This window comes from Acidobacteriota bacterium (assembly GCA_019347945.1).
Lineage (GTDB): Bacteria > Acidobacteriota > Thermoanaerobaculia > Gp7-AA8 > JAHWKK01 > JAHWKK01.
In genome coordinates this window covers 125686-137965 of sequence record JAHWKK010000006.1, presented here as the reverse complement: position 1 = coordinate 137965, position 12280 = coordinate 125686, and the positions used below count along the sequence as shown (strand labels likewise).

10 protein-coding genes and 1 tRNA gene are annotated in these 12280 nt (G+C 62.1%); 8 read left to right on the top strand and 3 right to left on the bottom strand.

Going from position 1 to position 12280, the window contains the following annotated elements:
* Positions 1 to 43: 43 nt before the first annotated feature.
* Genes KY459_05895 through KY459_05880 form a run of 4 tightly spaced genes read left to right on the top strand, consistent with a single transcriptional unit; the run spans position 44 to position 4623 of the window.
* The gene (locus KY459_05895; GenBank protein MBW3564237.1) at positions 44 to 889 is read left to right on the top strand and encodes a protein-glutamate O-methyltransferase CheR; all 846 of its coding nucleotides are present in this window, start codon (positions 44 to 46) and stop codon (positions 887 to 889) included.
* Complete coding sequence (locus tag KY459_05890) at positions 886 to 1461, top strand: chemotaxis protein CheB (protein MBW3564236.1); 576 nt, start codon at positions 886 to 888, stop codon at positions 1459 to 1461. Before KY459_05895 ends, KY459_05890 begins: the two co-directional genes overlap by 4 nt.
* On the top strand, positions 1458 to 3422 hold the full coding sequence (locus KY459_05885; protein MBW3564235.1) for a response regulator: 1965 nt from the start codon (positions 1458 to 1460) through the stop codon (positions 3420 to 3422). The genes KY459_05890 and KY459_05885 overlap by 4 nt, the downstream gene beginning before the upstream one ends.
* 43 nt (positions 3423 to 3465) lie before the next feature.
* Positions 3466 to 4623, top strand: a complete 1158-nt coding sequence (locus tag KY459_05880) for a pyridoxal phosphate-dependent aminotransferase (GenBank protein ID MBW3564234.1) — start codon at positions 3466 to 3468, stop codon at positions 4621 to 4623.
* Between the two features lie 577 nt (positions 4624 to 5200).
* Here the strand turns inward: KY459_05880 and KY459_05875 are convergent.
* Positions 5201 to 5551, bottom strand: coding sequence for a hypothetical protein (locus tag KY459_05875; protein MBW3564233.1), 351 nt, complete (start codon positions 5549 to 5551; stop codon positions 5201 to 5203).
* On the bottom strand, positions 5545 to 7377 hold the full coding sequence (locus KY459_05870) for a M2 family metallopeptidase (protein ID MBW3564232.1): 1833 nt from the start codon (positions 7375 to 7377) through the stop codon (positions 5545 to 5547). Before KY459_05870 ends, KY459_05875 begins: the two co-directional genes overlap by 7 nt.
* A 214-nt stretch (positions 7378 to 7591) precedes the next feature.
* Here KY459_05870 and KY459_05865 point away from each other — a divergent pair, with 214 nt between their 5' ends.
* Positions 7592 to 8368, top strand: coding sequence for a hypothetical protein (locus tag KY459_05865; GenBank protein MBW3564231.1), 777 nt, complete (start codon positions 7592 to 7594; stop codon positions 8366 to 8368).
* Between the two features lie 190 nt (positions 8369 to 8558).
* Here the strand turns inward: KY459_05865 and KY459_05860 are convergent, their stop codons facing one another.
* Positions 8559 to 8816 carry a (2Fe-2S)-binding protein gene (locus tag KY459_05860; GenBank protein ID MBW3564230.1) on the bottom strand — a complete coding sequence of 86 codons (258 nt, stop codon included), beginning with the start codon at positions 8814 to 8816 and terminating at the stop codon, positions 8559 to 8561.
* Between the two features lie 89 nt (positions 8817 to 8905).
* Between KY459_05860 and KY459_05855 the strand changes: the two genes are divergently transcribed.
* The 3 genes from KY459_05855 (at position 8906) to KY459_05845 (ending at position 12277) form a co-directional block, all read left to right on the top strand.
* Positions 8906 to 10159, top strand: coding sequence for a LeuA family protein (locus KY459_05855; protein MBW3564229.1), 1254 nt, complete (start codon positions 8906 to 8908; stop codon positions 10157 to 10159).
* 20 nt (positions 10160 to 10179) lie between these two features.
* Positions 10180 to 10267 (top strand) — tRNA-Leu (locus KY459_05850).
* A 21-nt stretch (positions 10268 to 10288) separates the two neighbouring features.
* Positions 10289 to 12277 (top strand): GAF domain-containing protein, encoded by a 1989-nt coding sequence (locus tag KY459_05845; GenBank protein MBW3564228.1) that lies wholly within the window; start codon positions 10289 to 10291, stop codon positions 12275 to 12277.
* The last annotated feature ends 3 nt before the right edge of the window (positions 12278 to 12280 follow it).

The window sequence follows — 12280 nt, the reverse complement described above, 5'->3', positions numbered from 1 at the left end:
GAATCCTGACGTGACCGAACCGAAGGAGAGCGAGGAAGCCCCGATCCCGGCGAGGCGGAAGGAGGACCAGCCCGAGGAGCTGGAGCAGATCGAGCTGGATCTGCTTCTGAACGGCATCTATCGCAAGTACGGTTACGATTTCCGCGATTACGCGAGGGCCTCGCTGAAACGACGTGTGCTCAAGCGCGTAAAGCTTGAAGGCCTCGACGGAATCTCGGAGCTGCTCGGGAAAGTGCTTCGCGATGACGAGTGCATGGCGCGACTTCTCGGCGACCTCACGATTCACGTCACGTCGATGTTTCGCGACCCGTCCTTCTTTACAGCTGTCAGAGCCAGCATCATTCCCATTCTTCGAACCTACCCTTACGTCCGAATCTGGGATGCCGGCTGCTCCTCGGGAGAGGAGGCCTACTCGCTGGCAATCATGCTGGAGGAGGAGGGGCTGTACGATCGCGCCCAGATCTATGCAACCGACATCAGCGAGGAGGTGCTTGCCCGGGCCAAGGAGGGGATCTTCCCCTTGTCGACGATGCGGGAAAACACGCAGAACTATCTCGCCGCAGGAGGCACCGGCTCCTTTTCCGATTACTACCGCGCACGGTACGAGAATGCGCTGTTCCGACCCGATCTCCGCCGCCACATAGTCTTTGCTCAGCACAACCTCGTGACCGACTCGAAGTTCAACGAGTTCAATCTCATCCTCTGCCGCAACGTGATGATCTATTTCAATCAGCGGTTGCAGAGCCGGGTTCTGAAGCTCTTTCACGAGAGTCTCGAGCAGTTCGGCATTCTGGGTATCGGCAAAAAGGAGACGATGAGGTTCGATCCGATCGCGAAACACTTCGAGATTCTCGATGAGAATGAGCGGCTCTACAGGAGAATGTCTTGAGCGACCGGCTGATCGTGATCGGCGCGTCACTCGGGGGACTCGAAGCCATGCGGATCGTCCTGCGACCGCTGCCGCGGAACTATCCGCACCCGATCGTTGCAATTCAGCACAGGCACCGAACATCCCGAGGTGCCACCCTCTCTGCCGCTCTCGAGCGGACGCTTTCGCTGAACGTCGTGGACGCGGAGGACAAACAGGAGCTGAGGGGAGGATGGGTCGTTCTCGCGCCGGCCGACTACCACCTTCTGGTCGAGCGGGGACGGGTGGCGCTCTCCCTCGATGAGCCAGTCCAGTACTCCCGCCCGTCGATCGACGTGACTTTCGAGTCTGCCGCATCGAGCTACGGGGATGAGGCCGTCGGAGTGCTGCTCACCGGCTCGAATGCCGATGGCGCTCGCGGCTGCGGAGCGATTGCGCGCCGGGGTGGCATCGTCATCGTGCAGGACCCCGAGGAGGCGGAGGCGCCCACGATGCCGCGCGCTGCGCTCATGGAAGTGCCCGAAGCGCGAGTCATGACGCTCCGGAAGATCGGAGAGCTCCTCGCCGGAGAGCTCAGGGAGAGCGGAAGGTGAGCGACAAGGCCAGAGTCCTGATCGTCGATGACGAGGAGAAGAATCTCGTCGCCCTGGAAGCCGTGCTCGAAGGTGAGGCGGACGAGATCGTGCGCGCCCACTCCGGAAACGAAGCTCTGAAGCGCCTCCTCGAAAACGATTTCGCCGTGATCCTTCTGGACGTCCAGATGCCCGAGATGGATGGATTCGAGACGGCGCGGCTCATCCGCCAGCGAGAGCGAAGCCGGACGACTCCGATCATTTTCGTGACCGCCGTCAGCCGAACCGAAGAGAACGTCTTCCGCGGTTACTCCCTCGGCGCGGTCGATTACCTTTTCAAGCCCGTAGTTGCCGAGATCCTGAAAAGCAAGGTCTCGATCTTCGTCGAGCTGTTCCGAAGTCGTAATGAGATTGCGAGGCAGGCGCATGACCTCTGGAAGCTGAATCAGAGAATGGAACGGGTGGTCAACGGTGCCGCCGACGGAATCGTCAGCACCGATTCCGAAGGCAGGATCACGCTCGCGAATCCCGCGGCCGCCGAGATGCTCGGACGCTCGGTGAACGAGCTCGTGGGAGCCGGCGTCGAGGAGGTCTTCGACGCCTGTCGCCGTGACGGCGAAGGGCTGGACCACGATTGCGGACTCACCGAGGCCATTCTGACGAGTCAGTTTCTCACCGGCGACGATTTTGTCTTCGTTCGCCCGGACGGGACCGAGATCCCCATCGAGCTGACGGCCTCCCCTTTGCCGGGTCCCGAACAAAAGCGTGAGGGAGGATGTGTCGTTCTCTTTCGGGACGTTACGGAACGACGGGCGATGGAGATGGCGGAAGAACATGCCCGGCGATTCCGCGAAGCCGAGAACGCCAATCGCGCCAAGGATGAGTTTCTCGCGGTGCTCTCGCACGAGTTGCGTACACCGATGACCGCGATCCTCGGATGGAGCAAGATGCTCAAGACCGAAGAGCTGGATGAGGAGAACTTCCAGTTCGCCATCGATTCGATCTCGCGCAGCGCCTCACTTCAGGCCCAGCTCATCGAGGACATCCTCGACGTCTCGCGAATCGTGACCGGAAAGCTTTTCGTCGACGAGGTCGACTTCGATCTCGCCGAGATCGTCGCCCAGGCGGTCGAGACCGTACGCCACCGTGCCGACGAGAAGGAGATCTTGATCACTCTCGATCTTCCGGAAGTCAAGCCGAAGATCAAAGGTGATCCGGCGAGAATGCAGCAGGTCATCTGGAACCTGCTTTCCAACTCGATCAAGTTCACGCCGCGCGGAGGCAGCATCCGTGCATCGGTCAGCGCCCCCGCCACCGGCGAAGTCGTCGTTCGAATCGAGGACACCGGGCAAGGCATCGATAAGGAGCTCCTTCCGTTCATCTTCGATCGCTTCCGGCAGGCGGAAGCGTCGTCGACGCGGGCTCATGGAGGGCTCGGTCTCGGACTCGGAATCGTGCGGTATCTGGTCGAAGCCCACGGTGGCTCGGTCGCTGCCGAGAGCGAGGGACCAGGCAAGGGGTCAACCTTCAGCGTGACTTTACCGATCGCCGATGAGTCTGACGCGCGGTCCCGAAGCGAGGGCTCCGATGACGACAGCGGAGTGACGCCGCTGCACGGTCATCGGATTCTCGTCGTCGACGATGACGCTTCGATTCGAAGACTCCTCGCCACGATTCTGAGACAATCAGGAGCCGAGGTCGAGATTGCGGAAACGGTCCCGGAAGCAATGGAGAAACTGAAGCAGATCAAACCCGAGCTGGTCGTGTGCGATATCGCGATGCCCGAACAGGATGGATTCGACCTGCTTCGGAACATCCGCAAGGCGGATGGAGAAATCCCCGTGATCGCGCTCACCGCATTTGCCTCGGTCGATGACCGGGAACGCATCCATGAAGCTGGATTTGCCGGGCATCTTCACAAACCGATCAATTCGACCGCTCTGGTCGCTTCCGTCGGCCGCGCCCTGAAGGTTCGAGCATGAGAAACGGCTTGGGAACCGTGTTCCTGGCGGAACGGAGCCGGTCGTGCGGCTGTCGCGCAGGTTGAACTGGAAGGCTTCGACCAACGACTACACCGCGGTCGTCGATCGAATCAGAACCTCCGGAGAACCCTTCCTCGATCTGACGATCTCGAATCCGAGCCGCGCCGGTTTCACGCCACGAGCCGACATCAACGACGCCCTCTCGGCCGTCGACCTCAGCGTCTGGACACCGTCACCGCTCGGTCTGGTTCGCGCCCGCGAAGCAGTGGCCGCTCACTTCACGCAAAACGACGTCGAGTGTGACGCCGAGGATGTGGTCATCACAGCGTCGACGAGCGACGCGTACATGCTCCTCTTCAAGGTGCTCGGTGATCCGGAAGACAATCTCGTCACTCATGCTCCATCCTATCCGTTGCTGGATCACCTGGCCGCGCTCGAATCGCTCGAGCTGCGCCATGCCCGATCGTTCCATTCGAAAGGCCGCTGGCGGACGAACGCAGAAGAGATCACGAGCCTTGTGGATGAACGGACCGCCGCGATCGTACTCGTATCGCCGAACAATCCGACGGGTGAAGTATTCGGCCGTGAGACGATCATGGCGATCGCCCGGGAGCTCGAACAGAAGGGGTGCGAGGTCCCGATCATCGTCGATCAGGTGTTCGCCGATTATCCGCTCGAAGAAGACGCTCGTCATCTGATGCCGGAGGAGATCCCGAACGTTCCCGTGGTGGTGCTGGGAGGTTTGTCCAAGACGGCGGCTCTGCCTCAGTTGAAGCTCGGATGGATGCGACTCCTCGGAACTTCGCGAGACCGGGAAGCTCTTCGCTCGGCGCTCGAGATCGTCTCGGATGCATACCTCAGCGTTGCGGATCCAGTTCAGCTCGCCCTCCCGTCGATCTTTGCGAGCACCAGCGACGTACGGGTCGAGATTCGCAGGAGATGCCGGAGGAATCTCGAGGCACTTCGCGGGCGGTTCGAAGGAGTCGAGTCGATCGAAGTCCCCCTCGTTGGGGGTGGATGGACCGCGCCGGTGCGCTTGCCACTTCTCGACGATGGCGATCCTGCGATCCGGCTCGCCCGGAGTCACCGCGTCATCGTCCAGCCAGGATGGCTCTATGATTTCCCGGCTTCGGGATGGATCGTTCTGTCGCTGGTGACGCCCCCGGCGCTCTTCGACGAGGCGATCGCCCGAATCGGATGAGCAGGAGCGGAAGAAGTGGACATCGCGCGAGCCCTGGTGCTTCTTTCGAATGGTCGACGCCCTGTCGCCCGTATGGAGCGGGCTCGACATTAGTTGGCTTCCGATTTCTGTCCCCCGGCTGAAGCCGGGGGCTAGGTTCTTTCGCCCGCTGGCGCGGCTCGTCGAAGATGGAGAGAGTCTCGCGAGATTCAACGTCATGCGAATGGTCGACTCCCTGTCGCCCGCTGGCGCGGGCTTTAAAGATTCCGATCCATCTACTGTTGAGTTTCGAGCCCAGCGGGCGACAGAATTCAGGCGATGGTCAGAGCGTCTCAGGCTCGCACACATCGGACGCAGCCCACGAAGCCGCCGAAGGCGGCGACAGGTCTTAGCCCCCGGCTTCAGCCGGGGGACAGAAGCGGCGCCACCAAAATGGTCGAGCCCGCGGGCGACAGAATGAAGGCGCGGACTACATTCCCGATTCGGTCGGGAGCCCCGCGGCCCGCCAGGCATCGAAGCCACCGAGCAGAGCGGCGGCGTTGTCCAGGCCGGCCTGTTTCATCATGAGCACCGCACCGGCGCTCGATTGTTCATGCGTTCACGTACAGTACGTGACGATCATCCGGTCGCGCGGCAGCTCGTTCATTCTCACGGACATCTCCGTGAGCGGAATGCTGATCGAGCCCGGAATGTGCGCTGCAATGAAAGATTGCGGAGATCGGACATCGACGACGAGCGCCTGGCCCTGATTCATCAGGTCCGTCAATTCTTCGATACTGACACGCTCGACATCGTCGATCGTCATCTCCGCGGACTCAGGGTTCGGCACCGCCGGACTGGACGATGGCAGCGGACGTTCAGCCGTTCCCCGGACCTCGGGCTCCGGTGGGTCGTCGTTGCAGGCGACTGCGGCGACGAGTGCCGCCCCGAGAAGGAGTCTCGTCACCATCCGCATGACACCCCCTCGTTCTGTTCGTCGAGCCAGCTCAGCAGCGGCCGGAAGTAGTCGACGATTGCCGTCGCATCGATGTCCCGCTGGCCGGTCAAAGCCTCGAGTGCGTCCGGCCAGGGCCGGCTGGAGCCCATTGCGAGCATTTCATCGAGCCGCCGTCCGACTTCCTTGTTCCCGTAGATCGTGCATTTGTTCAGCGGTCCCTCGTGCCCCGCGATCTCGCACATCGATCGGTGGAACTGAAACTGGAGTATGCGTGCGAGGAAGTATCGGGTGTAGGGAGTGTTGCCCGGAATGTGGTACTTCGCGCCCGGGTCGAAAGCGTTGGCAGGTCGCGGACCGGGCGGCTCGATCCCCTGATACTTCGTCCGGAGATCCCACCATCCCTCGTTGTACTCCTCGGGTTGAATCTCGCCGGCAAAGACCTTCCAGCGCCACTGGTCGACAAGAAGGCCGAAGGGGAGGAAGGCGATCTTGTCGAGAGCGTCCCTGAGCAGCAGAGCGATCTCGTCCGACTCCGGCTCCTCCTCGAGCAGCCCGATCTGTACCAGGTACGAAGGGGTTACCGAGAGAGCGATCGCGTCTCCAACCGCCTCGTGGAATCCGTCGTTCGCACTGTCGCGATAGAGGATGCCTTTTTCGTTGTAAGCGCGCTGGTAGAAGTTGTGCCCGAGCTCATGGTGGATCGTCTGGAAGTCTTCGGCGTTGACGTCGATGCACATCTTGATTCGAAGATCCTCGATGTTGTCGACATCCCAGGCGCTCGCGTGGCAGACGACCTCCCGGTCCTCCGGTTTCACGAACAGTGACCGTTCCCAGAACGACTGCGGCAGCGGATCGAATCCGAGAGACGTGAAGAACCGCTCGCCGATGCGAACCATCTCGATCTCGTCGATTCCCTTCTCTTTCAGGAGTGCGGTCAGGTCGTAGCCGGGATCGGCGTCACCCGGGGCGACGACCGGAAAGATGTTCGCCCACTCCTGAGCCCACATGTTCCCGAGCAGATCGGCGCGGATCGGTTCATCGAGCGGAACGATCGTGTCGCCGTACTGCGCATTGAGGCGGTTGCGGACGTAGCAGTGAAGGGAATCGTAGAGGGGCTTCACCTGACCCCACAGCCGGTCGAGCTCTGCCGCAAACTCATCGGGATCCATGTCGTACTTCGATCGCCACATCGCTCCGGTGTCCTGGAAGCCGAGCTCCCGGGCGCCCTCGTTGGAGAGCTCCACGAAGCGTTCGTACAGCGGCTTCATGGGAGGCGAGATCGTCCGCCACCCCTCCCAGACCTGCTCGAGGCGGGCTGGATCGCGATTTTCCGCCATGATGTCGCTCATCTGCTCCAGATCGAGGCACTCCTCGCCGGGTGGGCAGAACTTCCCCTTTCCGTACAACGCTTCCATCTCGGAGGCGATCTCGGCGAGCTCGGCGGTTTTCTCCGGATCGCTCGGAGCGGGCATCGTCAGCGCGAGCTTGAGCATGTCGAGCCTGCGTCGCTCGTCGGGCGAGAGCACGAGGTCATCGAATTCCGCCGCCTTCCCGGCGAGCTCGACCACCGCGGCGATGACTTCTCCCTGGGCTCGAGCGGCCAGGTACTGGGTGTCGTCGGTGATGAAGTTCGATTGCACCCAGGCCGCGCGGGCTCCGTATTCGTAGAGGTCGGTGAGCCTTTCCTCGGCGTCCGCAAGGAACGCGCGAGCGTCTGCAGCAGTTGGGGCTGCCTCCACGACGGTCATCGGAGCGTCGGTCCGGGGAGCCGGGCTCGTGGTGGCGCAGCCCACCGCGAGACCGGCCGAAATCAGTGTCAACAAGAGTCTGGTTCGCATAAACCTGCCTTTCGCGCGAAGTATAACGATTGTTCCTGGCCAGCGTGGTGACCGACCGGCCACGGTTGGCCGAGGGCCTTCAAGGGGCGTTCCCAATCGAGTCGACGGCGCGGAATCCGAGCCCCCGCGATCCGCGCGAAAATCACAAGATCCGGCATCCCCGTTGCACTACAAATAACTTCTACAGCAGCAACAAAGACCAAGGAGGATTCAAATGGCAGAACGCGACATGAAACGCGACATGAATCGTGACCCGATCAGTGGAGAGCCGGGATCGCATCCGGTCGGAACCGGAGTCGGCGGTGTCGGAGGCGCTGCGGCCGGAGCAGCCGTCGGAGCCGCATTCGGACCGATCGGCGCCCTCATCGGCGGTGCTGTAGGTGCAGTCGCGGGTGGCGCGGCCGGCCACGCGGCTGGCGAAGCGATCGATCCGACCTTAGAGGCAGAGTACTGGGAGTCGGAGTACCGAACCCGCGAGTACACGCCCGATGATGCCGACTGGAACGACTACCATCCCGCCTACAAATACGGCTGGGAGGCTCGGACGAAGCATCGGGACCGCGACTGGACCGATCGCTTCGAGAACGAGCTGAAGGAGAACTGGAAGGGTGCGAAGTCGAGCTCCCGTCTCGAATGGGATCAGGCCAGGCACGCCGTCAGAGATGCCTGGGACCGGACCGATCGGACGTACCGCACCTACGATACGACCGACTCATACTGGAACGACAAGTACCAGACCGCGGATTACTACGACAACGGCCTGGACTTCGAGCGCGACTACAAGCCGGCCTACCGGTACGGCACTCAGGCGCGGTATCAGTACACCGGCCGCAGCTGGGACTCCGATCTCGAGAATGAGCTCGGCCGCGACTGGGAGCGTCGCCGGGGTGATTCAAGGATGAGCTGGGATAAGGCAAAGAATGCGGTTCGCGACGGCTGGCATCACGTCGAGCGCGCGATTCCGGGAGATTTCGACCGCGACGGTCGCTGAGACCAGTCGAGGTCGTTACGAGCAGTCCTCACCAGGGCGCACCTTCGGGTGCGCCCTTCTAGGTTGGAGGTTGGAGGTTGGAAGACTCCGTCAGACAAAGCGAAGCGCCGAGTCTGCGAGGACGACCCGCGCTGATTTCGACGTCCGGCATGAGGTTTGACGGACGCGTCGTCTGACTCCAGCGGTCGAGTTATTTCCGGATCCACCAGGCGTCGGCATCGGGCTCCGTTGACGCCTCCGCGGGTTCCGCCAGGTCCTCGAGCATCGCCGTGACTCGCGGCGTGCACGTCCCGCCGCAGAGCCCGGTGGTCGCCGTGGTCTTCCGCGCGATCTCTTCGATGCTGCACGCGCCCGACTCGATGGCGAGAGCGATCGTGCCGTACTTGATGTTGTTGCATCGGCAGATGGTCATCAGGCGCCTGACGCCGGGATGGATCTCGTCGTACATACCGCCCGATCCAACACTCCTCCCCTCCGGGCATTCCCCAGGCCCCTCGATCCGTTTCAGTATGATGAGACCCGATTCGGAGGCGCGCGATGAAACAGAAGGAAGACGATCTCATCTACGACTGGAACGTATCCGGCGAAAAGCCCGCACGGCCACACGACCGCCCGATCCAGTTCGACGACGAGACTCTTCGCGACGGGCTCCAGTCCCCATCGGTCCGCGACCCTTCGATCGACGAGAAGATCCGGATACTGCACCTCATGGATGCTCTCGGGATCGACACCGCGGATATCGGCCTGCCGGGCGCCGGGCCTCACGTTCAGAAAACCGTTCTCCGGCTCGCCGAGGAGATTCGCGATTCAAAGCTGAACATTGCCGCCAACTGTGCGGCAAGAACCCACGAAAACGACATCCGCCCGGTCGCCGAGATCTCGCAGAAGGTCGGGATACCGATCGAGGTATGCACATTCATCGGATCGTCCCCGATCCGGCAGTTCGCCGAGGACTGGGACGTCGACTGGCTGGTCGAGCAGACCGAGAAGGCGGTGAAGTTCGCGGTGAGCGAGAACCTGCCGGTCATGATGGTCACCGAGGACACGATCCGGGCCAGACCGGAAGACGTCGAAAAGCTCTATCGGACGGCGATCGATGCGGGCGCGTCGCGGGTCTGCGTCTGCGACACCGTCGGTCATGCGACGCCGTGGGGCGCCCGCAACCTCGTCCGCTTCGTCCGCGAGCTGGTCGACGGAATCGACCCGGAAGTCGGCGTCGACTGGCACGGACACAGCGACCGGGGACTCGGCGTCATCAACACGATCGCTGCGATTGAGGCCGGTGCCGATCGAGCTCACGGATGTGCGCTCGGCATCGGAGAACGCGTCGGGAACACGCAGCTCGATCTCCTGATGGTGAATCTCAGTCTCATGGGATGGATCGACAATGACCTCCGCGCGCTCCCGGATTACGTCCGGACGGTTTCCGATGCGACCGGCATCCCGCTGACCGACCAGTACCCGGTCTTCGGGAGGGATGCCTTCCGGACGGGCACAGGAGTTCACGCCGCTGCGATCATCAAGGCCCGCAAAAAGGGGAGCGACTGGCTGGCCGATAGGGTCTACTCCGGCGTACCGGCCGAACAGTTCGGTCTGAAGCAGATCATCGAGGTGGGTCCGATGTGCGGACTCTCCAACGTGATCTACTGGATGGACGAGCACGGTTACGAGCAGGACGAGGCGCTTGCAAAGCAGATCTTCGCTCGGGCGAAGAGCTCAGCCCGGGTGTTGACCGACGAAGAACTTCACTCCACCGTTGCAGAATGGAAAGAAAACGCGGCCTCGGTGTGATTGAAGGGATGCGGTCAAGGGCCCGAGTGGCGGAACTGGTAGACGCAGCAGACTCAAAATCTGCCGCCCCTCGCGGGTGTGCCGGTTCGACTCCGGCCTCGGGCACCAACTCTGAATAGTTCCCCCTCAATGAACATCCACCTCTCCTCACGGCTCGACGACTCGGCCGAAGCGACGATCCTGAGTAGAGGCGCCAGCCTTTCCGACCTGCCGAGGGTCACCCTGATGATTCGCTGGGTCGTGGCGCTCTCGTCGATATTCATACTCGCAGCGCTCCTCTCCCGGCGGACGCCGGTCGACTGGGGTCCCGTCTTCTACTGCGGCGCGGCCCTTCTCCTGATCGAGATCGCGCTGACGCTGAGAACGGCACCCGCTTCCCAGTTCCACCTCGGTTTCACGTTTCTCATCATCTATTTTCAGCTTGCCGGGGGAGTTGCAGCGGCCGTCATGCACGGATCCGTCCGGATCATCGAGTGGATCGTCGCGATGGCACGAGGCACACGCCGGCAGACTCCGCTGAGCGCGCTCTTCGACGTCGGGCTCCACGTGCTGGCCACGCTCGGCGCCGCTTTCATCGTCCAGCTCGCCCTCGGGGTGCCGAGGATGTGGTTCTCGACCTCGCTCCGGCCTCTGCTCGGGATGGCGATCTTCACCGGGGCGTACCTCGTCTGCCACGCCGCCCTGGTCTCGATGGCCGTCTACTCCAGATTCGGGTTCAACGACGTTCGGACGCATCTCTGGCCGACGACGCTTCTCTGGCTCGGCATCAGCCTCGGCGTTGGTCTTCCTTTCGCGGTATTGACCTGGTTCCTCGCCCAGACGCTCGGAGAAGAACGGGCGATCATCGTGATCTTCATTCTGATTGCGATCGTCTCGGCTTTCGCGAGGCTCAACGCGGGGCTCCGGAACATCAATCAGACGCTTCGCACCATGAACCGGATCGGGAACGCGGTGAACTCGACGCTGAATCTCAGCGAGCTGGTCTCGGTCATCGCGAAGGAGAGCGTCGAGGTCCTCGAGTGGGATCGGTTCTTTTTCGCGGTGCGAAGCGATGAGGACGAGACGATGGAGATCACTTTCGTCGACCAGTCGGGGCAGGAAACGGCGCACCGAACCGTCCCGCTCGGCATCGGACTCACAGGAAGAGCGATCTCCACCGGGCAGCTGACGCATTACGAGATGGACAGCGAATCGCGATCGTACGATCAGGTGGGGGACTTCGAGGGCGGTGTCGGAAGATCCGTTCCGAGATCGATCCTGGTCGCACCGATGAAGTTCGGGGACCAGGTTCTCGGAGCTATCGGCGTCCAGAGCTACAAGCGGGGAACGTATGGATCGCGCCAGTTCGACGTCGTTTCGACGATCGCGACGCAGACGGCGATCGCGCTCCGGAACGCGCAGCTGTTCGAGAGCGAGGAGCGCGCAAATCGAGAGCGCGACGAGTTCGTCAGCCTCGTCACCCACGAGATCAAGAGCCCGCTGACCTCGATCGGCGGCTACACCGATCTGGCCGTGGAATCCATTAAGGAAGGTGCGCCCGAGGACGCCATCTCTTCACTTCAGGTCGTCAGGGATGAATCGGGAAAGGTTCTGCGACTCGTCGAAGACATGCTCGATGCCTCGAAGATGGATTCCGGAAGATTCTCCCTCGAGGCGGGCCAGTTCGATCTCGGCTCAGTCGTGAAGAAATCGGTCGAGCGCCTCGGTGCCAGAACCGAAGATCACGTCTTCGAGCTCAACGTTCAGGAACCGCTGCCGATGATCTGGGGCGACGAGATGCGGATGGAGCAGGTGATCGAGAACCTCCTTTCAAACGCCTGCAAGTACTCGCCGGAGGGGATGAAGGTCATTGTCACGCTGGCGCGGCGCGCCGATCACCTCGAGCTCCTCGTTTCGGATCAGGGAATCGGCATCAGCCCGGACAAAATCGACCGCGTGTTCGAACGGTTTTATCGGGTCCAGGAGAATGGCCAGGTTGCAAAGGGAACCGGCCTCGGTCTCTACATTACGCGCGAGATCGTCACGATGCACGGCGGCACGATCGAAGTCGAATCCGAGCCGGGCGTCGGAAGCACTTTCATCGTCCGACTCCCCCTGGCCGATCCGAAAGCCGACTGACTT

What these genes read in the sequence shown, in the direction of transcription:
- KY459_05855 (MBW3564229.1), top strand. Translation starts at nt 8,906, where the DNA reads ATGAAACAGAAGGAAGACGATCTCATCTACGACTGGAACGTATCCGGC.
- KY459_05860 (MBW3564230.1), bottom strand. Translation starts at nt 8,816, where the DNA reads ATGTACGACGAGATCCATCCCGGCGTCAGGCGCCTGATGACCATCTGC.
- KY459_05865 (MBW3564231.1), top strand. Translation starts at nt 7,592, where the DNA reads ATGGCAGAACGCGACATGAAACGCGACATGAATCGTGACCCGATCAGT.
- KY459_05845 (MBW3564228.1), top strand. Translation starts at nt 10,289, where the DNA reads ATGAACATCCACCTCTCCTCACGGCTCGACGACTCGGCCGAAGCGACG.
- KY459_05870 (MBW3564232.1), bottom strand. Translation starts at nt 7,377, where the DNA reads ATGCGAACCAGACTCTTGTTGACACTGATTTCGGCCGGTCTCGCGGTG.
- KY459_05875 (MBW3564233.1), bottom strand. Translation starts at nt 5,551, where the DNA reads ATGGTGACGAGACTCCTTCTCGGGGCGGCACTCGTCGCCGCAGTCGCC.